Source organism: Duganella sp. P38 (genome assembly GCF_050859475.1).
Lineage (GTDB): Bacteria > Pseudomonadota > Gammaproteobacteria > Burkholderiales > Burkholderiaceae_D > Rugamonas.
The window spans coordinates 5,297,348-5,319,021 of sequence record NZ_CP193936.1 but is presented as its reverse complement, the minus strand read 5'-3'; the positions used below and the strand labels follow the sequence as shown (position 1 = coordinate 5,319,021).

Annotated in this window: 17 protein-coding genes and 2 pseudogenes; 6 read left to right on the top strand and 13 right to left on the bottom strand. The window is 69.4% G+C overall.

Annotated features, from left to right (window positions below; translation table 11 throughout):
• Window positions 1–694: OB-fold nucleic acid binding domain-containing protein (locus ACRQ5J_RS24725; protein WP_432380581.1), on the top strand; the 694-nt coding region annotated here is incomplete at its 5' end.
• A gap of 122 nt (window positions 695–816) precedes the next feature.
• On the opposite strand, the gene ACRQ5J_RS24720 is transcribed toward ACRQ5J_RS24725, so the two are convergent.
• Together ACRQ5J_RS24720 and ACRQ5J_RS24715 are read right to left on the bottom strand one after the other, a co-directional pair.
• Entirely contained in the window at window positions 817–1,050 is a 234-nt protein-coding gene (locus ACRQ5J_RS24720) for a DUF6139 family protein (RefSeq protein ID WP_432380580.1), read from the bottom strand.
• Between the two features lie 41 nt (window positions 1,051–1,091).
• Window positions 1,092–2,053, bottom strand: a pseudogene (locus ACRQ5J_RS24715) (DUF535 family protein).
• A gap of 232 nt (window positions 2,054–2,285) precedes the next feature.
• Here ACRQ5J_RS24715 and ACRQ5J_RS24710 point away from each other — a divergent pair.
• Both ACRQ5J_RS24710 and ACRQ5J_RS24705 read left to right on the top strand, forming a co-directional pair.
• Entirely contained in the window at window positions 2,286–3,890 is a 1,605-nt protein-coding gene (locus tag ACRQ5J_RS24710; RefSeq protein WP_432380579.1) for an ATP-binding protein, read from the top strand.
• Window positions 3,877–4,482, top strand: a complete 606-nt coding sequence (locus tag ACRQ5J_RS24705; RefSeq protein WP_432380578.1) for a response regulator transcription factor — start codon at window positions 3,877–3,879, stop codon at window positions 4,480–4,482. The genes ACRQ5J_RS24710 and ACRQ5J_RS24705 overlap by 14 nt, the downstream gene beginning before the upstream one ends.
• On the opposite strand, the gene ACRQ5J_RS24700 is transcribed toward ACRQ5J_RS24705, so the two are convergent.
• Window positions 4,479–6,743 carry a glycosyltransferase family 9 protein gene (locus tag ACRQ5J_RS24700; RefSeq protein ID WP_432380577.1) on the bottom strand — a complete coding sequence of 755 codons (2,265 nt, stop codon included), beginning with the start codon at window positions 6,741–6,743 and terminating at the stop codon, window positions 4,479–4,481. The genes ACRQ5J_RS24705 and ACRQ5J_RS24700 overlap by 4 nt on opposite strands.
• A gap of 7 nt (window positions 6,744–6,750) precedes the next feature.
• Entirely contained in the window at window positions 6,751–7,635 is an 885-nt protein-coding gene (locus ACRQ5J_RS24695; RefSeq protein ID WP_432380576.1) for a glycosyltransferase family 2 protein, read from the bottom strand.
• A gap of 49 nt (window positions 7,636–7,684) precedes the next feature.
• On the opposite strand from ACRQ5J_RS24695, the gene ACRQ5J_RS24690 reads away from it, so the two are divergent.
• The 3 genes and pseudogenes from ACRQ5J_RS24690 to ACRQ5J_RS24680 all read left to right on the top strand — a co-directional run bounded on the left by ACRQ5J_RS24690 (window position 7,685) and on the right by ACRQ5J_RS24680 (window position 11,530).
• On the top strand, window positions 7,685–8,911 hold the full coding sequence (locus tag ACRQ5J_RS24690; RefSeq protein ID WP_432380575.1) for an O-antigen ligase family protein: 1,227 nt from the start codon (window positions 7,685–7,687) through the stop codon (window positions 8,909–8,911).
• Window positions 8,908–9,948 carry a lipopolysaccharide heptosyltransferase II gene (gene waaF, locus ACRQ5J_RS24685; RefSeq protein WP_432380574.1) on the top strand — a complete coding sequence of 347 codons (1,041 nt, stop codon included), beginning with the start codon at window positions 8,908–8,910 and terminating at the stop codon, window positions 9,946–9,948. The genes ACRQ5J_RS24690 and waaF overlap by 4 nt, the downstream gene beginning before the upstream one ends.
• Window positions 9,949–10,007: 59 nt before the next feature.
• Window positions 10,008–11,530: pseudogene (locus tag ACRQ5J_RS24680) on the top strand (sensor domain-containing diguanylate cyclase).
• Window positions 11,531–11,540: 10 nt separating this feature from the next.
• Here the strand turns inward: ACRQ5J_RS24680 and ACRQ5J_RS24675 are convergent.
• From ACRQ5J_RS24675 to cpaB, 9 genes are all read right to left on the bottom strand, one after another.
• On the bottom strand, window positions 11,541–12,323 hold the full coding sequence (locus ACRQ5J_RS24675) for an alpha/beta hydrolase (protein ID WP_432380573.1): 783 nt from the start codon (window positions 12,321–12,323) through the stop codon (window positions 11,541–11,543).
• A 7-nt stretch (window positions 12,324–12,330) separates the two neighbouring features.
• Window positions 12,331–14,274, bottom strand: a complete 1,944-nt coding sequence (locus ACRQ5J_RS24670) for an Ig-like domain-containing protein (RefSeq protein ID WP_432380572.1) — start codon at window positions 14,272–14,274, stop codon at window positions 12,331–12,333.
• 16 nt (window positions 14,275–14,290) lie between these two features.
• On the bottom strand, window positions 14,291–15,229 hold the full coding sequence (locus ACRQ5J_RS24665; protein ID WP_432380571.1) for a type II secretion system F family protein: 939 nt from the start codon (window positions 15,227–15,229) through the stop codon (window positions 14,291–14,293).
• A 9-nt stretch (window positions 15,230–15,238) separates the two neighbouring features.
• Window positions 15,239–16,213, bottom strand: coding sequence for a type II secretion system F family protein (locus ACRQ5J_RS24660; protein ID WP_432380570.1), 975 nt, complete (start codon window positions 16,211–16,213; stop codon window positions 15,239–15,241).
• A gap of 1 nt (window position 16,214) precedes the next feature.
• On the bottom strand, window positions 16,215–17,414 hold the full coding sequence (locus tag ACRQ5J_RS24655) for a CpaF family protein (protein ID WP_432380569.1): 1,200 nt from the start codon (window positions 17,412–17,414) through the stop codon (window positions 16,215–16,217).
• A 163-nt stretch (window positions 17,415–17,577) separates the two neighbouring features.
• Window positions 17,578–18,747 carry an AAA family ATPase gene (locus ACRQ5J_RS24650; protein WP_432380568.1) on the bottom strand — a complete coding sequence of 390 codons (1,170 nt, stop codon included), beginning with the start codon at window positions 18,745–18,747 and terminating at the stop codon, window positions 17,578–17,580.
• A gap of 19 nt (window positions 18,748–18,766) precedes the next feature.
• A complete protein-coding gene (locus ACRQ5J_RS24645) occupies window positions 18,767–19,039 on the bottom strand; it encodes a hypothetical protein (protein WP_432380567.1) in 273 nt (90 codons plus the stop codon).
• An 8-nt stretch (window positions 19,040–19,047) separates the two neighbouring features.
• The gene (locus ACRQ5J_RS24640; protein ID WP_432380566.1) at window positions 19,048–20,757 is read right to left on the bottom strand and encodes a type II and III secretion system protein family protein; all 1,710 of its coding nucleotides are present in this window, start codon (window positions 20,755–20,757) and stop codon (window positions 19,048–19,050) included.
• Window positions 20,758–20,773: 16 nt separating this feature from the next.
• Window positions 20,774–21,661 (bottom strand): Flp pilus assembly protein CpaB, encoded by an 888-nt coding sequence (cpaB, locus tag ACRQ5J_RS24635; RefSeq protein WP_432380565.1) that lies wholly within the window; start codon window positions 21,659–21,661, stop codon window positions 20,774–20,776.
• Window positions 21,662–21,674: the final 13 nt, after the last annotated feature.

The window sequence follows — 21,674 nt, the reverse complement described above, 5'->3', positions numbered from 1 at the left end:
CAGCCTGTTCGGCGGCGACGATTCCGACCTCGAGCCGCCGCCGGATTACGTCAAGGCGGCGCCGTTCACCGACCGCCAGAAGCTGGCCGAAGAAAAGATCGCGCTGGGCTTCTACCTGTCCGGCCACATGTTCGACTCGTTCGCGCCGGAAGCGCGGCGCTTCGCCCGCACCAAGCTGGCGGACCTGGAGCCGTCGCGCGATCCGCGCATCCTGTGCGGCGTGATCACCGGCATCCGGCCGCAGATGACCCAGCGCGGCAAGCTGCTGATTGTCACGCTGGACGACAAGAGCGCGGTGGTCGAGGTCACCGTGTATGCCGAGGTGTTCGAGGAGCACAAGCACATGTTCAAGGAGGATGAGTTCCTGGCGGTGATCGGCAAGGTGTCGGAGGACCGTTTCTCGGGCGGGCTGCGGATTTCGGCCGAGAAGGTGTTCGACATCGTCAGCTCGCGCGTCAAGCACGGCAAGCAGCTGGGCATGGCGCTGCCGACCACGGTGGATGCGAAGAAGGTGGCCGAGGTGCTGGCGCCGTTCCGCCAGGCCGACGGCCTGCCGATATCGGCGCGGATTCAGCCGCAGGGCGTCAGCTGCGTGCTACAGCTGGGCGAGGCGTGGCGCGTGGCGCCGTCGGACGAGTTGCAGCTGGCGCTGCGGCAGGTGCTGGGCGCGCAAGAGGTAATGGTGGAGTACTAAGCGCCGCTCGCGCAGATCGCCGTCACTCCCGCGCAGGCGGGAGGCCATGCCGCGTCAGCGTTCCATGGACTCCCGCCTGCGCGGGAGTGACGCGGGAGGGCTTGCGCAGGTGACAGGCTCGCTCAGAACTGCGCGCCAACGCCGGTAATGGCGTATCCCTTGGCGCCAATCTGCGCCAGCGGCTGTTCGATGTGATAGGCGGGGAGCTCGTCGCGCTCGTCGTCGACTTCAACACGCTGGGCTTCGGCGTGCCAGTCGGTATTGGTGGCTTCTTCAGGAATCGGCTTGCCTTCAGGCACGGCCAGATAGGTATGCTTGCCTTGCGCTTCATCTCGGCAATAAATATCCACACGCATGGTATTTCTCCTGTGACGAAAAGCCCATGGTACTAGATTTTTTATGCCAGGGCGTACTTCTCAGCGTCCTCTTCCTGCGGCGCCAGCTGCGGCGCCTCCGCCGGCACGGCGCCGATGCGCGGCGCCCGCAAGCTGACGCCGATCGCCTGCGCCAGCTCGCACAGCGTCTCATGGCGCTTGCGCGCCTCCGAGCGTTTTTTCGAGGCGACCGCCGCCAGGTCCGGCTCGCAGATCGGCTCGCTCGCCAGCTGGAAGTCGCCGTCGGCGCGCCGCGATGCGCCCAGCTCCAGCCACAGCGCGTCATAGTCGGCGTGCACCTTGCCCTGGCGGGTGGCGCCGCACACCGCGCGGTTGGCGTTGCCGACCAGGCGCAGTTCGACGCAGCCGTAGTCGTGGGCGATCTGGCCCAGCAGCTTGAGCATCAGGTTCTTCGGCCGCAGGCCGTGCAGTTCGCGGGTGGCGTCCTTGATCAGTTGCAGCCCGCGCTCGCCTTCGGCCCCTGCAGGCAGCCGACGCCCAGCACCATGCCGCGCTCGCCGTCGAAGAAGGCGAAGGCGCAGCTGGTCACCAGCGCCTCGCCCTGCAGCAGTTGCAGCACCAGTTCGCCTTCGCGCTCCATCGGGTCGATGGCGCGCAGCTGCACGTGGTAGGGCAGGCCGCTCTTGCCGTCAACCCGCGCCAGCGGCACCGGCGTGCGCGCCGCCTGCAGCGTCAGCGGCCCGAGGCCGTGGCGGAAGATGTGGCGGTAGTGCGCGCCCAGCATGGCCAGGCGGCCGCCGGCGTCGACGGTGTTGCTCAGGTAGGGGCGGTAAATCTTGTAGATCAGGCGCGGCTGCGCCTTGACCAGCTCGGCGAACATCGGATGCGAGTTCAGCAGGGCCAGCCAGCCGGCGGTGGCGCTGCGGTGCAGCCGCGCGCGTAGCGCCAGCTTGAGGCGTTCGCGCAGGAACTTCAACCCGGTGAATCTGGCTGCGCCGGAACAGATGGTGACGGACTGCGACATCGGAACTCTTCCAAAAGGGCCTTGGCAGGCGAGCCGCGATGGTACGTTGCATGTAACGCAATGTAAATTAGTGTAAAGATCTATGGATAACCCTTAATATTCTGTGCTCGGCGAAGCCGGGTGTTGTATAGATGAGATGCAGTACGGATAAGGGTTGCCCTAATGGGAAAAAAGCAAGGCAGAATGAATGGCGGCAATGCATAATGATACATTGCGATACAAAACCGCCGGTATGAACTCGCGTTACCTGTCTGCCCCGCTGTTCATCGTGCTGTACGTGCTGTTCGACTGGGCCACCTATATCGATCCGCTGTACGGCTTGAACATCACGCCGTGGAATCCCGACCCCGCGCTGGGCCTGGTGATGTGGTTGCTGCACGGCTGGCGCGCGGCGCTGCCGTGGTATGCGGCGCTGGTGCTGGGCGAGTGGCTGGTGCGCGGCATGCCGGCCGGGCTGCCGCTGACGCTGCTGCTGTCGCTGTGGCTGGTTGCCGGCTACGGCGCGCTGGGCGAAGTGCTGCGGCGCGTGTTCGGCAGCGCCGGCCTGTTCGACAATCGCGGCAAGCTGTTCCAGTGGGTCTTGATCGTGCTGGCCGGCACGCTGCTCAACGACGTGGTGTATATGTCGCTGCTGTCGCTGGCCGGGCTGATCCCGCCGGGCGAATGGGCGGCCGTGGTGCTGCGCTTCGGCATCGGCGACCTGGTCGGGGTGCTGGTGTCGATGCCGCTGGTGTGGATGCTGTCGTCGGCGGCCGGGCGCCAGCGCCTGAAGTCAACCGTGTGGCGCTATGAAACGTTGGGCTACCTGGCGCTGGCGATCTGCGTGCTGGTGTTTGTGTTCAGCACCATCGCCACCTCCGAGTTCAAGCACTTCTACTTCCTGTTCCTGCCGGTGATCTGGGCGGCCTCGCGCCAGGGCCTGTACGGCACCGCGCTGATGGTGTTCGTGCTGCAGCTGGGCATCGGCGGCCTGGTCAAGTGGAACAATGCGGTCAACATCGAGGTGGCGCAGCTGCAGCTGCTGGACGCGATGCTGGCGCTGGTCGGCTTCTCGCTGGGCATCGTGGTCGACGAGCTGCGCCAGGTGTCGAACGACCTCAAGCAATCGCTGCGGCTGGCGGCGGCCGGCGAGATGGCGGCCGCGCTGGCGCATGAGCTGAACCAGCCGCTGACCGCGCTCAGCGCCTACGGCAAGGCCTGCCAGTTCCTCATCGAGCGCAATGAAAACGGCGAGATGCTGAAGAACGCGGTGCAGCGCATGATCGCCGAGTCGGGCCGCGCGGCCGAGGTGGTGCGCCGGCTGCGCGACTTCTTCCGCACCGGCGCGATGCAGCTGGAGCCGGTCGAGGCGGGGCAGCTGGTGGCCTCGGTCAGCCAGCAATTCTTCACCCAGCTGCGCCAGCACGGCGTGCAGCTGCAGGTCGAGCCGATGCCGCCGCTGGCAATGCTGGCCGATCGCCTGCAGATCGAGCTGGTGCTGCGCAACCTGCTGGCCAACGCGCTGGACGCGGTGCAGGAGCTGCCCGAGGGGCGGCGCCGCGTCACGCTGTCGGCACAGGTGCTCGACAGCAAGCAGCACGGCAAGGGCAGCTGCCTGCAGCTGACGGTCGAGGACAGCGGCCGCGGCGTCTCGGAAGAAACGCTGGCGCGGCTGTTCGAACCTTTTGTATCGTCCAAGGCCTCGGGCCTGGGACTGGGCCTGGTGCTGAGCCGGGCCATCATGGAAGCGCACGGCGGCTCGCTCTGGGCCGAAGTGGGCGATCACGGCATCTTCAAACTGGCGCTGCCGCTGGCGCGCCCCGCAGTCGAGGGACAGGACCACTATGTTGCAGCATGATTTAACCGTATTCATTGTCGATGACGACCCGGCCGTGCGCGACGCGCTGGGACTGCTGCTGGGGATACGCGGCTACCGTACGGCGGTGTTCGGCGGCGCCGAGGCTTTCCTGCAGGGCTGGCAGCCGGCGTGGAGCGGCTGCCTGCTGATCGATATCCGCATGTCCGGCATGGACGGGCTGGCCTTGCAGCAGGAGCTGTTGCAGCGTGGCTGCACGATCCCGGTCATCATCATGAGCGGCCATGGCGACGTCGGCACGGCGCGCGCGGCGTTCAAGGCCGACGCCGTCGACTTCCTGGAAAAGCCGCTCGACGACGGCAAGCTGATCGCCGCGATCGACGAAGCGCTGTCGCGCGCGCGCGCCACGCAGAGCGCGCAGCAGCGCCGTTCGCGCAGCGCCACCCTGCTCAGCGAGCTGACGCCGCGCGAGCGCGAAGTGATGGCGCTGGTGGTGGAGGGGCGGCACAACCGCGAGATCGGCCCGGCGCTGGGCATCAGCGTGCGCACGGTGGAGGTGCACAAGGCGCGGCTGATGAGCAAGCTGGGCGTCGACAACGTCGCCGACCTGGTCCGCATCAGCCTGCTCGACTAGCGCGGCGCGGCAGAACGCCAGCTTTGGATGACGTCGTAGACTTGCTGCGGCGTGATGGCGTGCATGCAGCTGCATTTGGCCGGGTCGGCGCAGTGGCCGCAACCGTTCGGCTGCACCAGGTTGGTGGCGCGCGGTCCCAGCGCGGCCCAGCGCACCGGGTCGATCGGCTTGATCGGCGGGAACAGCCCGGCCACCGGCCGCCCCAGCGCCGCCGCCAGGTGCAGCGGGCCGGTGCCGCTGGCCACCAGGCCGTCGCAGCCGCCGATCAGCGCGGTGAAGCCGGCCAGGTCGAGCTTGCCGCAGAGGTTTTCCACGTTCGGCAAGGCCAGCAGCGCCGGCGCCTGCTGCGCCAGCAGTTCGCCTTCCGACGGGCTGCCCGTCACCAGCACCCGCACGCTGGCGTCGTCGCCGAGCATGCGCGCCAGCGCGGTGTAGTGCTCCAGCGGCCATTCGCGGCCGTTACCGTTCGACTTCGGATGCAGGATCAGCTTGAATTGCGGGCCGGCCAGCACGGCGTCGGCGGCCGGGTGGCGCGGCGTGTCGAGGCCGTACAGCGGCCAGATTTCGTCCAGCGGCGGCTCGTAGTCCACGCCCAGCGGCAGCAGCAGCTTGAAGCTGAGCTGCGCCTCGTGCAGGCGCTGCAGCGGGCTGCTGAAGTTGACCAGGCGGTTGCACGTCAGCCAGTGGTAGAGGCGGCGCGCGCTGCCGACCCGGCGGTCGATGCCGGCGCGGCGCGCGGCGTAGGCCCATTCGCGCCGCGGGAACGCGAACAGCACCGTGTCGCAGCCGGTCTGGCGCAGGCTGGCGGCGACGTCCTTGCCAAGCTCCTCCACCGTCAGCACCCGGTCGACATGGCGGCATTGCGCCACCACGGCCGCCGCGTACAGCCGGCACAGGAAGACGATTTCGGCCTGCGGGTACAGCTGCTTCAGGTAGCCGGCCAGCGGCAGCGTCAGCACCACGTCGCCGATGTTGTCGGTGCGCGTGATGAGGATGCGGCGCGGCGTCGGCGCCCGGTGGCGCACCGCCAGGCACATGCCGATCAGGCTGCACACCATCATGACGTAGAACACTTTCGGCATCATCAGCCAGAACATCACGTCGGTCAGGCCGAAGCCGATGAAGGCGGCCACCAGCACCACGCCGGCCAGCGCCAGGCTGTGCTGGCCGAGGTCCGGGCGGCGCAGCTCGGCGGTGAAGTAGCGCAGCGGCGCGATGTACATCAGCAGCAGCAGCGAGGCGTCCAGCACGCCGCCGGTGGCCGGGCAGTGCAGCAGATCGTTGTGGGCGCTGCTGTAGGCCAGCGCCGGCGACTGCTGCAGCCGGCCGGCCGCCGCCAGCGCGTGCAGCGCGGCGTCGAAGTTGTCGCGGCCGACGCCGAGCCACGGGTGTTCGGCGAACATCATCAGCGAGGCGCGCCACAGTTCCAGCCGGATGCCGACCGAGGTGCTGGCGACGCCGCCGTCGAGGTAGGCGCGCACGTCGCCCAGCGCCAGCGCGGCGCGGGCGGCCACGCCGCTGGCCGGAATCAGGCAGGCCAGCACCATCAGGCCCAGCGCCAGCGCCACCATGGTGTAGACGCGGCGGCCGTACAGCCGGCGGCCATAGGTCAGCAGCGGCACCAGCACCAGCGGCAGCGCCAGCCAGCTGCCGCGCGCGCCCGACAGCACCGAGGCCAGCATGCCGGCCAGCAGCGCCAGTCCCGGCAGCCATTGCAGCCGCGCCAGGCGCGGGTCGCGGAACGCCGCCAGGCCGCAGGCCGCCATCAGGCCCGAGGCCAGCGCCAGGTCGCCGAAGGTGATGGCGTGGTGGGTGAAGCCGACCGCGCGCGTCATCTCGCCGCTAAACACCTGCCAGCTCGCTACCGCGGCCGCGACGATGCTGGTCACGCACAGGCCGAGCCAGAAGTAGCGGATGCGCGGGCGCAGATAGAACATGACGCCGATGCAGCTCAGGCCGATCAGCAGCCGCGCCGGCCCGTCGAGCGTGCGCAGCGGCTGCTCGTCGATGATCAGCCGCAGCAGCGACACCAGGAAGTAGCAGAAGAAGGCCAGCGTCACCCCGCCCAGCTCGCCCCAGTGCTGGAGGTAGCCGCGCACCACCTTGGGCAGGTGGCGCAGGAAGATCAGCAGGATGATGAATTGCACCAGGCCCAGCCCGTCCTTGCTGGTCAGCGCCAGCGCCGGCAGGGCAAACAGCAGGGTCGAGGACAGGGGGCTGCCGCGCTCGGGAACGAGGAGGGAGGTGCTGGCGGTGGTCATGGGCAAGTCAGTCGGTGCAGTGGAACAGGTTGAATTTGGTGGTGATGGCGATGCCATGGCGGCTAGGCGCTGGCCTGGCAGCTGCCGCGCAGCCCCTGACCGCGACGATGGTGCGGTCGACCGCGCGCTGCAGCACGGCCGCGCGGTTGCTGCTGGCCTGGTCGCGCGGATTCTGGCGGTGCCACAGGTGGAAGACCTCGGTGGCAAAGGCGCCGTCCTTGCGCATCACGCCGGCATGGAACAGGCGCAGCACCAGGTCGGCGTCCTCGTGGCCCCAGCCGAGGAAGCTTTCGTCGAAGCCGTTTACCTGCTCGAGGTCGGTGCGCCAGACGGCCAGGTTGCAACTCTTGATGCGGCGCCAGCTGAAGCGGTGGCGCGCGCGCCCCACATCCGGCAAGCGCATCAGCAGCGGCAATACCTTGTTGAGCGCGCCGCTACGGCGCCACGCCAGCTTGGTCCGCGTGTCCAGTGCATGGAGGTCGGCCTGCTGGGCCAGCACGCGCGCGGTGGCCTGTTCGCTGAGCAGGATGCGGCTGCCCTGCACCAGATAGCCGCGCTGCGCCAGCTTGCGGTGCTGGCTGATAAAATTACGCTGCGGCACACAATCGCCGTCGAGGAAGATGATGTAGTCGCCGCGCGCGTCCAGCGTGCCGAGGTTGCGCACGCGGGCGGCGCGAAAGCCCAGGTCCTCCTGCCATACATGGCGCAGCGGCACCGGCGCGCGCGCCTGCAGCGCGGCCACCGCCTGGGCCGTGTTGTGGCCCGAGCCGTCATCAGCGATAATGACCTCGAATCCGAGATCGTCCTGGGCAAAGCAGGCTTCGACGACGGCGGTGAGCGCATCCGGCCGGTTATAGGTGGTAATGACAACAGAGATAAGGGCGGCTGGCATGGTGTACGAACTGTGGCGGATTGCTTTTTTGCAATGAACGATTATATGAATGAATAATACCACCCAGTCCCCGACCAGCACCGTCCTGATCCACAGCCTGATCTTCCTGTTTCCCTTCCTGCTGCTGATTACCAATTTTGGCGTCGGCTTGTGCAGTTTTGCCTTTCTGGTCACGGCGATTGTTTATCGCCGGCAAGGGTGGCCGGAACTGGTGCGCCATCTTACTGATATTCGCTGGGTATTGGTAGCCTTTGCCGCGGTGTTGTTGCTGGCCGTGCTGCAGGGACTGGCGTTTGGCGCCTTCCGCCTGCGCGACATCGAAAAGCCGGTGCGCATGCTGGCCGCCGTCAGCGTCACGCTGACCGTGCTGGCCTGCCGGCCCAGCCGCAAGGCCCTGTGGTGGGGGCTGATCGCCGGCGCCGCCGCCGGCTGCGCCTTCATCGCCTACCAGCGCTGGGGGCTGGGCGTCGATCGTCCAGGCGGCCTGATCAATGCCATCACCTTTGGCGACATCATGCTGTGCATCGGCCTGATGTGCCTGGCCGCCAGCCTGGATTTCGCCGGCCGCACCGCCGTCTGGCCGGCGCTGGGCGCCGTGGCCGGCCTGGCCGGCTCGGTGGCCACCGGCAGCCGCGGCGGCTGGATCGCGCTCGGCCTGGCGGCGCTGCTGCTGCTGCGCGAGGGCCAGCTGCTGCGCGGGCGCTGGCGCAAGGCGCTGGCGCTGCTGGCGCTGGCGTTGATAGTGAGCACCTACTTTATTCCGCAGACCGGGGTCCGCGCGCGGCTCGACCAGGGCATCAGCGATGTCGAGCAGTATTATGCCGGCGGCTCGAGCTACACCAGCATCGGCATCCGGCTGGAGCTGTGGCGCAGCGCGCTGCAACTGATCGAGCGCCATCCGCTGGCCGGCGCCAGCATCCCGGCCGTGCGTGCCGAGCTGGAGCAGCTGGTGGCCGCGCGCCGCGCGCCGCCGTTCGTGCTCGAGTACGAGCATTTCCATAACGATATCCTGCAGGTGCTGGTGTATGGCGGCGTGTTCGGCCTGCTGGCCTACGGCGCGCTCCTGGCGGCGCCGTTCCTGTTCTTCCGCCGCCAGCTGCAGCGCCATGCTGGCGCGCGCGCGCCGGCGCTGGCCGGCATGCTGCTGGTGCTGTGCTATTTCAGCTTCGGCCTGACGGAAGTGATCTTCTGGTCCATGCTCAGCAATATCTTTTACGCGCTGATGCTGTTCCTGCTGGTTGGATTGTGCCTGCACGCGCAGGAGGCGGCCCGGTGAAGCCCTTGCGCACCCTGATTATTTCGCCCAACTGGATCGGCGACGCCGTCATGGCGCAGCCGCTGCTGCAGCTGCTGCGCGCGGCCCATCCGGAACGGCCGATCGATGTGCTGGCGCCGCCGGCGGTGTCGCCGGTGTGGCGCCAGGCGGCCGAGGTCGACGAGGTGCTGGAGACGCCGTTCCGCCACGGCGCCCTGCAACTCCGGCAACGCTGGCAGTTCGCCCGCCTGCTGCGCCGGCGCGGCTATGCCGACGCCTATATCCTGCCCAACACCATCAAGTATGCGCTGATCCCGTGGCTGGCCGGGATCCGCCGGCGGGTCGGCTACCAGGGCGAGAGCCGCTACGGCCTGATCAACGTGATGCACCACGACGAGGCGCCGCCGCGGCCGATGGTGGCGTTTTACGCGGCGCTGGCGCGGCCGCCGGTGACGGTGCAGGGGCCGGCGCTGCGGGCCGCCTTGCCGCGCCCGCGGCTGACCGTGGGCGGCGCGCAAGTCGCCGCCGCCTTCGCCCGCTGCGGCCTCGACCCGGCGCGGCCGCTGGTGGCGATGGCGCCGGGCGCCGAGTTCGGCGGCGCCAAGCGCTGGCCGGCGCGCCATTTCGCCGCCCTGGCGCAGGCGCTGCTGGCGCGCGACCCGGCCACGCAGATCGCGCTGCTCGGCTCGCCCAAGGACGAGCAGGCCTGCGCCGAGGTGGCGGCCGGCCTGCCGGCCGCGGCGGCGTTCAACCTGGCCGGCGTCACCAGCCTGGCCGAGGCGATCGCGCTGCTGGCCCGGGCGGCGGCCGTGGTGGCCAACGATTCCGGCCTGCTGCACATCGCCTCGGCGCTGAACCGGCCGGTGCTGGCCTTGTACGGCCCGACCGATCCGGACCACGCGCCGCCGTTTTCCGACCTGGCGGCGTCGGTGTCGCTGCGGCTCGACTGCGCGCCGTGCAAGCAGCGCGAGTGCCCGCTGGGCCACCAGGACTGCATGGTCAAGCTGACGCCGGAACTGGCGTGGCGCCATCTGCAGCCGCTGCTGGACGCCGGCTGAGCGTCGCGCGCGGCGGTTTTGTTGTATAACAGCAGGGCAGCAATGCCCTGTACGCACCCATGTTCAAGCGATTTTCCTTCACCTTCTGGGCCACCGTGTTTGTCGGCGTGGTGTGCCTGTCGCTGGTCGGCGTCGATGTCTGGCGCAGCCTGCATGCGCGCGCCGAGCAGCTGCAGGAGATGGAGCGGCAGGGCGCCAACCTGGCGCGCGCCATGGCGCAGCAGGCCGACGACACCATCAAGGCGGTCGATATCGCGCTGGCCGATATCGTCGAGCGGCTGGAAACCGACGGCCGCGGCGCGCCGGTGCGGGCGCGGCTGGAACAGCAGATGCAGGCGCAGGTGGCCAACCTGCCGCAGCTGGTCGGGCTGTTCGTCTACGACGAGCACGGCGGCTGGACCGTCAATTCGCGCGGCCTCCGCCACCAGAGCTACAACAACGCCGACCGCGAATACTTCGCCCACCACCGCGACCATGCCGGGCGCGGCCCGCACGTCGGCCAGCCGGTGCTCAGCCGGTCGAGCGGCAAGTGGGTGCTGCCGGTGTCGCGCCGCCTGAACCGGCCGGACGGCAGCTTCGGCGGCGTTGTGCTGGGCACGCTGGACATCGATTACTTCCGCCGCTACTACCAGAGCTTCGACCTCGGCCGGCGCGGCGCGGTGGCGCTGATGTCCAACGACGGCATGCTGATGCTGCGCCAGCCGTTCGACAGCCAGCGCGTCGGCGGCAGCATGCGCGACAGCGAAGTGTTCCGCCACTACGCGCAGCTGCGCGGGCCCGCGCGCGCCGGCAACGCGCTGCTGCGCTCCTTCCATGATGGCGAGTTGCGGCTCAACAGCTTCCGGCCGCTGGCACACTATCCGCTGTTTGTGACAGCCGCGCTGTCGCGCGAGGAGATGCTGGAGCGCTGGCGGCGCGACACCTTCACGCGCTCGGTGGCGGTGGTGGTGCTGGCCGCGTTCATCGGCTTTTTCGGCAAGCGGCTGGTCGATCAGATCAGGCTGCGCGCGCAGGCCGAGGCCGAGCTGCGCGACGCCCGCGACGCGCTGGAAAGCGCCAACCGCACGCTGGCGCGGCAGGCGATGTCGGACGGCCTGACCGGGCTGGCCAACCGGCGCCAGCTCGATGTCACGCTGGGCAACGAGTTCAGCCGGGCGATGCGCCACGGCGCGCCGCTGGCGTTCATCATGCTCGACGTCGATTACTTCAAGCAGTACAACGACCGCTACGGCCACGGCGCCGGCGACGAGGTGCTGCGCGCGGTCAGCCAGCTGATACGCGCGCTGACGCCGAAGCGGCCGGGCGACCTGACGGCGCGCTACGGCGGCGAGGAGGTGGCGATCCTGCTGCCCAATACCGAGCTGGCCGGCGCGCGCGCGTGGCCGAGCGCATCCGCGAGGCGGTGGCGCAGCTGCGCCTGCGCCACGAGGGCAGTCCGTTCGGGGCGGTGACGCTGAGCGCCGGCGTGGCGACGCTGACGCCGCAGCGCGGCGTGCATCTGGCCAGCATGCTGGTGGCGGCGGCCGACCAGGCGCTGTACGCGGCCAAGTCGGCCGGGCGCAACCGCGTCTGCCCGGCCTGACCGGCGGCGCTCAGCCTGCCAGCCGTTGCAGCGCGGCGCGCGCCACCGGCGGCGCAACGATGTGGGCGCCGTCGAATTCCTCGTACCGCACGGCATAGCCTTGCCGCGCCAGTTGCTGCGCGATGTCGTGGCCGCGCCGCACCGACAGCACCGGGTCGTCCTTGCCGTGCGCGACAAACACGCGCGGCTGGCCCTCGCGCCGCAGCGGCGCCATGAAGCCGGGCGAGAACGCCAGGATATCGCTGAACAGCGTGCCATTCATCAGTCCCACCGACAGCGCGTACGAGGCGCCGTCGGAAAAGCCGGCGATCGCCATCGCGTGCTCGTCGACGTCATAGCGCTGCATCACCCACAGCAGCGCGCGGTCGAGGAAGGCCAGGTCCGGGCCGAAGCCGCCGCGCAGCAAGTCCCAGCTGCTTGACAGCGCTTCCGGCATCAGCAGCAGCGCGCCGTGGCGCATGGCGTGCGCCAGCGCGATATGGTCGCCGCCGCCATGCTGGCCGGCGGCGCCGTGCAGCAGCAACAGCAGGTGCAGCCGCTTGCCAAGCGCGCCGGCGCCCGAGTCGAGGTGCGGCGGCACGTGCAGCACGGCCTTGCGGCCGTCGGCAAACGATAGCTGGTGCGTGCCGCAGTCCAGCGCCGGCTGGCGCTGGTGGGCGATCTGCCGCAGCAGGTCCGGCCGCGCATGCAGGCGGCCGTCGGCATACGGGGCGGGCGGGGCGGGCGGCGCTGCGTCGTGCGTGTCCGGCTGCGGCGTGGCGGGCGGCTTCGGCGGGGCGGGGCGGCTGTCCATGGCGTCCTCAGTCGGTGACAGGGAAGCTGGTCTGCGTGACAACGCCGTTGGGGGTGGTCACGCTGATGGTCAGCATGCCGGTGGCGATTGTGTTGGTGCAGTTCAGCGCGCCGTCCTGGGCGGCGTCGCTGATCAGCGCCACGGTGTGGACCCAGGCGCTGGAATCGGCCTCGCTGGTGTTCTGCACGGTCACCGCCGGCGAACTCAGCAACGTGCCGTTGGAGGTGGTGAACGCGATCCGCGTGCCGGCCGGCAGCGGATTGCCGGGCCGGTCGAACAGCCAGTCCGGATCGCCGGCATGGGCGCTGCGGCGGTTGGTGGCAAACACGGTCGGATTGCTGTCGCGGATGGCGAAGCTGAAGGTGCGCGTGTCGTTGACAAAGGCGGTGTTGCTGTCGCAGTGCGCCAGCGCCAGCGTGCCGCTGCCGGTGGGGCTGCTAAGCAGCTGCACGTTCGGTGTGCTGCTGGACAGCACCATCACCAGCGATTGCCGCACGTGCACGGTGTTGGCGTTGCCGGTGTTGACATTGGGCGTGGTCTGCAACACGCCGTTGTAGACGCCGTTGCCGCCCTGGTCCCAGCCGTTGTTGGCGTTGGCGTCGATGTACTGCTCGCCGCTGGCGCGCAGCGCGTTGCCGCTGTTAAAGACGTCGTCGCGACCGTTGGCATTGGCGTCGGTGACCGCGCGGTCGTTGCGGAACGCTTCGCCGAGGTCGGTATACGGCTCGCCCGGATCGTAGCGGTTGTTGCCATTGCTGTCGGTAAAGCTTTCCTCGCCCAGCGCATAGGCCAGCACCGTCACGCGGCCGTCGGCCGGACGCGGGTTGCCGGCGCAAAAGCGCACCGAGCATTCGCCGGGCGTGCCCTTGCTGGTGACGACGCTGCCGTCCGGCTGGGTGGTCTGCACCAGGCCGGTCACGCAGGAGGCGTCGATGCTGCCGCCCTCGGCGGTGAAGCTGACCGCCGTGCCGTCCGGCGCCGGGTTGTGGAAGTGGTCGGCCAGGCGCGCGGTGACCAGCGTGCCGGTGGGCGCGGTGCAGCCGTTGAACTGGCCGCCCTCGATGTTCTTGATGACAGCGCTGAGCGAGAAGCTGTTCTGCTCCGGTACGCCGGTCGACACCACCAGTTGGTCCGACAAGGTGCTGACGCTGGCGTTGAGCGTGGCCGTCACGCGCACCGGCGTGTTGATCGTGCCCGACGACACGGTGGTGCTGACCAGGCCGCTGCCGTTGCTGACCGCGCCCGACGGGTTGAGCGTGATGCCGCCGACCGTGGTGTTTAGCGCGAAGCTGACGCTCTGGCCGGCCACCGGGTTGCCGCCGCTGTCGAGCACGCGGAAGGTGACGGCCGCGCTCTCCTGCCGCCCGGCGCCGCCGGTGCCGCGCAGCGCGATGTTTTGCGGCGCGGCCGAGACGAAGTTCAGCTGCGTGCCGATGGTGCCGGGCGCGGCGCCGACGCTGTAGTTGGCGCTGGCCGTCAGCGGCGTGCCGCCGATGGTGGCGCTGGCGGTCACCACATAGTTGCCGGCCGCGCTGGCCACGCCCGGGCTCAGTTGCAGCGTGGCCTTGCCGTTGCCGTCGCTGACCACGCTGCCGGCGGCAGCCGAGAACACGGCGCGCGCGTCGGTGCTGCTGAACACCACCACCGTGTTGGGCACGGGCGCGTTGTTGGCGTCCTTGAGCTCGGCGGTCAGCGTGGCGCTGGCGCCGGGTGCCAGGCTGGTGACGGCGGCGCCGCTGGCGTCGGTCATGGTCAGGGTGACGGCGGCCTTGCCGGTGTTGCCGCCGCCGGCGGTGCCGCAGCCGGGCAGGTTGGGATCGCGGTTGGGATCGATGGTGGTGCAGCCGCCGCCACCGCCGCCGCCGCCGCAGGCGGCCAGCAGGCAGGCGCACAGCAGCGCGCAGCACAGCGCCAGCAGGGCGCGGGGGAGGCAGGCGGGGCGTCGGGTCATGGTCACTCCTGGGTGGTCAGTTCATGCCGGCCATGGCGGGCAGCAGGTTGCGGTACAAATTCAGTATCGCCGGACCGAGCAGCACCACCAGCAGGCTGGGGAAGATGAAAAAGATCAGCGGGAACAGCAGCTTGAGCGAGATCTTGGCAGCGTGCTCCTCGGCGCGCTGGCGGCGCTTGATGCGCAGCTGCTCCGATTGCACGCGCAGCGAGTCGGCGATGCTGGTGCCGAAGCGGTCGGCCTGGATCAGCATGGTGACCAGCGCGTCGACGTCCTCGACGCCGGTGCGCAGCGCCAGGTTGCGCAGCGCCTTGTCCTTGGCGCTGCCGGCGCGCAGCTCCAGCGTCACCAGCTGCATTTCCTCGGCCAGCACCACGCTTTTCAGGCCGATCTCGTTGGCCACGCGCGCCAGCGCGGCGTCCATCGCCAGCCCGGCCTCGACGCACACGGTCATCAGGTCGAGCGCGTCCGGAAACGATTCGAAGATGTCGCGCTGGCGCGTCTTGACCACATGGTTCAGCAGCAGGTTCGGCAGGTAGTAGCCGAGGCCGCCGGCGACCACCATCCACAGCAGCGCGACGTTGCGGTCGGTGGCGATGGCCTTGCTGCTCAGGTAGAGGAACACGATCAGCGGCAGCAGCAGCGCCAGCCCGGTCTTGCCGGCGAAGAACAGCGCCGGCGTCGACGGCGTGCGCCAGCCGGCGTTGATGAAGCGCATCCGCACCGGCGAGTTTTCCCAGCCCTCGGTCGGCAGCGACAGCCGCGCCAGCGGCGCCGCCAGGTTGACCACCGCCTCGATCCAGAGCGCGCTCTTGCGCGTGACCTGGCTGCGCTCGTGCAGCGCCTCCAGCCGGTCCTTGACCGGGTTGGCGCTGAGCAGGCGCACCGCCAGCACCACGCCGCCGAACACGGCGATGAAGACCACCAGCAGGAACATGATCTGGACCCAAGTCATGGCGCGCCCCTAAATGCGGATGGTGGTGATCTTGCGGATCGCCAGCATGCCGATCACCATCAGCGCCGCCGCCACGCCCAGCATCTTGCGCCCGCCGGGATCGGTAAACAGGATTTCCAGCGAGCCCGGATTGACCACCGACACCAGCCCACCGACGGCAAACGGCATCAGTCCCAGCACCCAGGCCGACATGCGCCCCTCGGCCGACATCACCTTGACCTGGCCGAGCAGCTTGAGACGGTCGCGGATGATGGCGCTGATCGAGGCCAGCAGGTCGGTCAGGTTGCCGCCGGTTTCGCGCTGGATCAGCACGGCGATGACGAAGTAGCGCAGGTCGGTGCTGGGCACGCGCACGGCCAGGTTCATCAGCGCGTCCGGCATCGCGACGCCGAAGTTGACCTCGTCGAAGACGATGCGGAACTCGGCGCCCAGCGGGTCGGGGATTTCCTCGCCGACCATTTTCAGCGCGGTCGGGAAGGCGTGGCCGGCGCGCATCGCGCGCCCCATCATGTCCAGCGCGTCCGGCAGCAGCGCCTCGATGCGCAGGATGCGCCGGTGCTTGGCGCGCAGCGCCTCCAGCACCGGCAGCGCGGCCGCCAGCGCGGCCAGCGCCAGCCGGCCCGGCCACGGCAGCTGCAGCGCGCTGGCGACAATGAAGCCGATCAGCAGGCAGCCGGCCATCAGCGCGCACAGCTGGGCGGCGTTCATGCGGCGCCCGGTCTGCAGCAGCAGCCGGTCGAGTCGCTCGATGCCGGGCAGCGCCGCCAGCCAGCGCTGCACTGCCGGGTCCTGCGCCAGCGTGCGCTGCTTGGTGATCGACACCGCCAGCTCGCTGCCGCTATCGCCGATGGCGTTGCGCAGGCGCCGCGCGATGCGTTCGGCCTCGGGGCCGCGCGCGTTGTTCCAGCCGGTGTAGGCGCCCCACACCAGCAGCGCCACGGCGGCGAAGATCAGCACGATGAACAGCAGCAGCCGCCAGTCCATCTCAGTGCCCCGCCGGATCGAACACCGCGCCGCCGATGTTGACGCCGAAGTTGCGCAGCCGCTCGATGAAGCGCGGACGGATGCCGGTGGCGGTGTGGTGGCCGAGCACCTTGCCGTCTTCGGCCAGGCCGGTCTGCTTGAAGAAGAAGATTTCCTGCATCGTGATGATCTCGCCCTCCATGCCGGTCACCTCCTGGATCGACATCACCTTGCGCTTGCCGTCGGTCAGGCGCGAAACCTGGATCACCACGCCGACCGCGCTGCTGATCTGCTGGCGCATGGCCTTGGTCGGCAGATTGGCGGCCGCCATCGACACCATGTTTTCCAGCCGCGTCAGGCCGTCGCGCGGGGTGTTGGCGTGGATCGTCGCCATCGAACCCTCGTGGCCGGTGTTCATCGCGCCCAGCATGTCGAGCGCCTCGGCGCCGCGCACCTCGCCGAGGATGATGCGGTCGGGCCGCATGCGCAGCGCGTTGCGCACCAGCGCCCGCTGCGTGACCTCGCCCTTGCCCTCGATGTTGGGCGGCCGGGTTTCCAGCCGCACCACGTGCGGCTGCTGCAGTTGCAGCTCGGCCGCGTCCTCGATGGTGACCACGCGCTCGCTCGGGTTGATGAAGCCGGATATGACGTTGAGCATGGTGGTCTTGCCGGAGCCGGTGCCGCCGGAGATGACGATGTTGACCTTGGCCTTGCCCAGCCCCTGCAGCACCTCGGCCATGTCGGCCGTCATCGAGCCGTAGGCCACCAGGTCGGCCAGGCGCAGCGGGTCGGCCGAGAAGCGCCGGATCGACATGATCGGGCCGTCGATGGCCAGCGGCGGGATGATGGCGTTGACGCGCGAGCCGTCCGGCAGGCGGGCGTCGACCATCGGGCTCGATTCGTCGATGCGGCGGCCGACCCGCGAGACGATCTTGTCGATGATCTTCATCAGGTGGGCGTCGTCGCTGAAGGTGACGTCGGTCAGCTCCAGCTTGCCGCGTCGCTCGACGTAGATCTGGCGGTAGGTGTTGACCAGGATGTCCGACACGGTCGGATCTTCCAGCAGCGGTTCCAGCGGGCCGAAGCCGAGCATCTCGTTCTGGATGTCGCGCGTCAGCGTCTTGCGCTCGGCGTCGTTGATGACCACCGCGTCCTCTTCCAGCAGCTTCTCGACCAGGTTGCGCAGCTCGGCGCGGATCTGGTCGGGGTTGAGCCGCTGCATGCTTTCCAGGTCGACGCGGTCGAGCAGCGCCGCGTGCAGGCGCTGCTTGAGCTTCTGGTAGGCGCGGTTGTCGATGCCTTGGGCGCGCTGGCCGGAGCCGCGGATGTCGGTGTTTTCCAGCCGTTCGCGCAGGGAGACGGGGGGCTGCTCATGGGGCGCTCCTTTATTTACGTGCCCGCAGGCGGGCCAGCCAGCCGCCTTGCTGCTGCGGCGCCGCTTCGCCGCTGAGCTTGCGCGCCAGCTCGGCCAGCGACTGGCTGATCGGCGCGTTGGGCGACAGCTGCAACACCGGCACGCCCTGGTTGACCGAGGCGGCGGCGGCGTCGTAGTTGTTGGGAATGGTGAAGGCGATCTCGGCGTCGAACGCGCTTTCCAGGTCCTTCAGGCGGATTTCGCTGTTGCGGTCGTGGCGGTTGACGATCAGCTGGATTTTCTCCTTGCCGTATTCGAGCGAACGGAAGACGTTGAGCAGGCGCTTGCTGTCGCGGATATACGGCAGCGTGGTCTGCAGAATCGGGAAGATCAGGTCGGCGTGGTCGAGCGCGCGGATGCTGACCGCGTCCAGGCTGCGGCCGACGTCCAGCACCACGAAGTCGTACTGGCGGCGCGCCAGCTTGAGGATGGCGTCGACGTGGTCGGGCTTGACGTCGTTGGCGTGCGCCGGGTCGGACGGCGCCGCCAGCACGCCGTAGTTGGGCGTGATGTTCAGCATCGACGAGGTCAGGAACGACGGGTCGAGCCGGTGGATCTGCTGGGCGACGTCGCTCAGCGTGGCCAGCGGCTTGTGGTCGGAGACGAACAGCGAGGCGTCGCCGAACTGCAGGTTGATGTCGATCAGCGCCACCTTGTGCTTGCCGCTGGCGGCCAGCGCGTAGGCCAGGTTGGTGGCGAGGAAGGTGGCGCCGCTGCCGCCCTTGCAGGAGATGAAGGCCAGCACCTTGCCGCTGGTGTGGCCGCGCCGCTCGAGCTTGTCGGCGATGCGCTCCATGGCCGGGTACAGCGCGCCGCTGGCGGCCGGCGCCGGCAGCACTTCGCGCACGCCGGCGCGCATCGCCTGCAGCAGGAATTGCGGGTCCTGTTCGGCGCACAGCACCACGCAGGCGATGTTCGGGTGTTGCGACGAGAAGCGCTCCAGATGTTGCAGGTCGTCGTCGGCGCCCTGCGGGCGGTCGATGATCAGCACGTCCGGCAGGGTGTCGTCGGTGAACAGGGTGACGCCGCGGGCGACGCTGCCGATCAGCTGGTCGACTTCGTCGGCGGCGGCGCGCGCGCGCAGCAGCCGCACCAGGTCGGCCAGTTGGCGTTCGTCGCGGGAGATGACGGTGATCTTCAAGGGGCCGCTCCTGGGCTGGTTAGCGTTTGCCGACGCCGATGCTGAAGGCGTTGCCGCTGTCTTCTCTGGTGCTGAAAGACTGCTGGTAGCTCTGGTAGGCCGCGGCGGCCGCTTGCGCGTCGAGGCCGTTGACCGGGCGGCGCTGCTGTCCGGCCTGCGGGTCGATCGTCTGCTGCGCGCGCGCCTGGCGCACGCTGTCGCCGAACTGCCGGTCCAGCTGCGGCGAGGTGCCGCAGGCGCCGAGCAGCAGTGAGGCAATCACGGCGAGGACGGGGGCGGGGATGGGTCGCATGGCGTCTCCTATTGAATGTCGCCGGGCAGGCCGGGCGGCGCTCGGCGGGCGTCCGGCCCGGGCGCGGCCGGGGCAGGCGGGGCAGGCGTGGCGCCGGCGCCGCCCGCACGGCCTTCCATCTTACCGTTGAGGAAGAAGTCGAAGCGGCTCGGCTGCACGTAATCGTCGGTCGGCAGTTTGGGGTTCGGCGGCAGCGGCTGCGCCGGGTGCGGCGTGACAATGAACACCAGTTCGGTGCGGTCGTTCTGGAAGTCGCTCGAACGGAACAGCGCGCCGAGGATCGGAATCTCGCCGAGGCCGGGGAAGGCCTTGATGCTGCTGGTGACGTTGTTCTTGATCAGCCCGCCAATGGCGAAGCTCTGGCCGTCGAACAGCTGCACCGTGGTGCTGGCGCGCCGCGTGGTGAACGACGGCAGCACGGCGGTGGCGGTGGCGCCGGTGGCGCTGATGCCGATGCCTTCGCGGTTCAGCTCGGACACCTCGGGCGACACGCGCAGGTTGATGCGGCCGTTGTCGAGCACGGTCGGCGTGAAGCGCACGGCGATGCCGTATTCCTTTTCCTCCAGCGTCACGCGGTTGGAACCGGCGGTGCTGTCCTGCGCCACCGGGATGAAGATCTTGCCGCCGGCCAGGAAGCTGGCCTCCTGGCCGCTGATGGCCATCACGGTCGGCTCGGCCAGCACCTTGACCAGGCCGTCGTTCTTTTGCGCGTCCAGCGTGACGAACTTGCCGCTGCCGTTGTTGAAGGCGTCGATCTTGCTCGGGTTGCCGCTGAGCAGATTGGACAGCATGGTGTAGGTCCAGCTGCCGCGCGTGCCGTTCAGGCCGACGCTGGCGCCAAGCTGGTCGACCAGGGTTTTCGACACCTCGGCGATTTTCACTTCCAGCATCACCTGTTGAGGCGCGGCCACGCCCAGCATATTCACCACGCGGCTGCCGCCGTTGCCGCCTTGCGACAGGCCCGACATCGGGTCCATCGCGGCCTGGAACGCGGCGCCGGCGGCGGCGCCGGAGGCGGCAGTTGGCGCGCCGCTGCCGGCCGCCGCTTGCGCGGCCTGGGCGGCGGCGTCCGGCGCGGCGGCGGTGCCGGTGTTGCCGCTGCGCGAAGTGCGTTGCAGATAGGCGCTGGCCACCGCCACCACCTGCGCCGCGCGCACCGCGTCGGCCACGCTGCCGGACAAAATCAGCGCATTGCCGGAGACGGTGATGCGGATGTCGCGCTCGTTGGGGAACAGTTCGCTGAACTGCTGGCGCAGGCCGGCCGTGTCCAGCCCGACGGTGATGTCGATGACGCTGGCCTGGTTGCCGCGGTTCCAGACGATCAGGTTGGTCGAGCCGGTGGACTTGCCGAGCATATAGATCTCGCTCGGATTGAGCAGGATGACGTCGGCGATTTTGGCGTCGCCGACGGCCACGCGGGCGGCCGGGAAGGGCAGGCGCATCAGCGTCGACTTGCCAGCCGACAGCGTGATCTCGCGCGCCACTTCCAGCCCCGGCGCCGCTGCGGCGGATGCTGCGGCGCCAGATGCGCCGGACGCGGCGCCTGCGCCAACGGCGGCCCGTGCCGCACCGCCGTTGGCGGCGTTGGTGACAGCGCTGGCCGGTTGCGCTTTGGCCGGCTGGGCGGCGAGGCTGGCGGGCGCGGCGGCGCACAGCAGCGCGGTCAGGGCAAGCGTGCGCAGCGGCACGTTGCGGAATCGCGTAGTTACCTTGCTCAAGTCACGTCCTCCCCGCTTAAAATTGTTGTGAACTACGCTCCAGCCCCTTGATGACTTCCACCTTGTCGCCCTGCCGTTCCGGCCGTGGCGCGCGCGGCGGCGGCGCCGGCGCGGCCGCGCGCGCCGTTGCCGCCGCCTCGGCCGCCGCAGACGCCGCAAAACCGGGCGCGCGCGCCGGCGCGGTGGCGATCGCGCTCTCGCCGAGCAGGCTGGTCTTGGTGGCGCCCTCGGTATTGGCGGCGTTCGGATCGATCTGGTTGCGCAGCACCAGCGACAGGGTGCCGACGCTGCGCGCCAGGTCCAGCTTTTCCACCTGCTCCGGCGTCAGCTCCAGCGTCACCGCGTTGACCACCTTCGGCTTGGTATCGTCGCGGCTGGACTCCTGCGCGATGGCCAGCACCAGGATGCGCTCCAGCACGATCTTGGAAATGGCCTGTTCGCGCGCCAGGTGATCGCCGTTGCTGTCGCTCTGCGTGTTGACCAGGATGTCGACATAGTTGCCCGGCAGCGCGAAGCCGGCCACGCCCACCACGTCGTTGACGCGCACCGTCATCGCCCGCTTGCCCTCGGCCACCACCGACGACAGGCCGCCCTGGGTGCCGGCCGGCGCCAGCTTGCCCTCGGTGATCGGTTCGCCGCGCTGGATGTTGGCGCGCGTGATGCGCCCCTCCAGCGCCTTGGCGTCGGTCAGCGCGCCCGGCGGCACCGAGCTGGCCGGCCAGTCGACCATGTGCACCAGTTCCGGCGCAATGCGCGCGCCCATGCTGATGTCGAGCATGGCCACCGCCACCTTGTTGCTGTTGCTGGCCGACTGGCCGGCGATCCACTGCGCCGCCACCACCACGGCCGCCAGCGCCAGGAACAGCGCCACCCCTATCATTGTCAGAGCACGAGTATTTCTCATCCCAGTCTTCCCA

Excerpts from the sequence above, each read along its gene's own strand:
- cpaB (WP_432380565.1), bottom strand. The coding sequence starts at position 21,661 with ATGAGAAATACTCGTGCTCTGACAATGATAGGGGTGGCGCTGTTCCTG.
- ACRQ5J_RS24660 (WP_432380570.1), bottom strand. The coding sequence starts at position 16,213 with ATGGACTGGCGGCTGCTGCTGTTCATCGTGCTGATCTTCGCCGCCGTG.
- ACRQ5J_RS24645 (WP_432380567.1), bottom strand. The coding sequence starts at position 19,039 with ATGCGACCCATCCCCGCCCCCGTCCTCGCCGTGATTGCCTCACTGCTG.
- ACRQ5J_RS24720 (WP_432380580.1), bottom strand. The coding sequence starts at position 1,050 with ATGCGTGTGGATATTTATTGCCGAGATGAAGCGCAAGGCAAGCATACC.
- ACRQ5J_RS24670 (WP_432380572.1), bottom strand. The coding sequence starts at position 14,274 with ATGACCCGACGCCCCGCCTGCCTCCCCCGCGCCCTGCTGGCGCTGTGC.
- ACRQ5J_RS24695 (WP_432380576.1), bottom strand. The coding sequence starts at position 7,635 with ATGCCAGCCGCCCTTATCTCTGTTGTCATTACCACCTATAACCGGCCG.
- ACRQ5J_RS24690 (WP_432380575.1), top strand. The coding sequence starts at position 7,685 with ATGAATAATACCACCCAGTCCCCGACCAGCACCGTCCTGATCCACAGC.
- ACRQ5J_RS24710 (WP_432380579.1), top strand. The coding sequence starts at position 2,286 with ATGAACTCGCGTTACCTGTCTGCCCCGCTGTTCATCGTGCTGTACGTG.
- ACRQ5J_RS24705 (WP_432380578.1), top strand. The coding sequence starts at position 3,877 with ATGTTGCAGCATGATTTAACCGTATTCATTGTCGATGACGACCCGGCC.
- ACRQ5J_RS24700 (WP_432380577.1), bottom strand. The coding sequence starts at position 6,743 with ATGACCACCGCCAGCACCTCCCTCCTCGTTCCCGAGCGCGGCAGCCCC.
- ACRQ5J_RS24665 (WP_432380571.1), bottom strand. The coding sequence starts at position 15,229 with ATGACTTGGGTCCAGATCATGTTCCTGCTGGTGGTCTTCATCGCCGTG.
- ACRQ5J_RS24675 (WP_432380573.1), bottom strand. The coding sequence starts at position 12,323 with ATGGACAGCCGCCCCGCCCCGCCGAAGCCGCCCGCCACGCCGCAGCCG.
- ACRQ5J_RS24655 (WP_432380569.1), bottom strand. The coding sequence starts at position 17,414 with ATGCAGCGGCTCAACCCCGACCAGATCCGCGCCGAGCTGCGCAACCTG.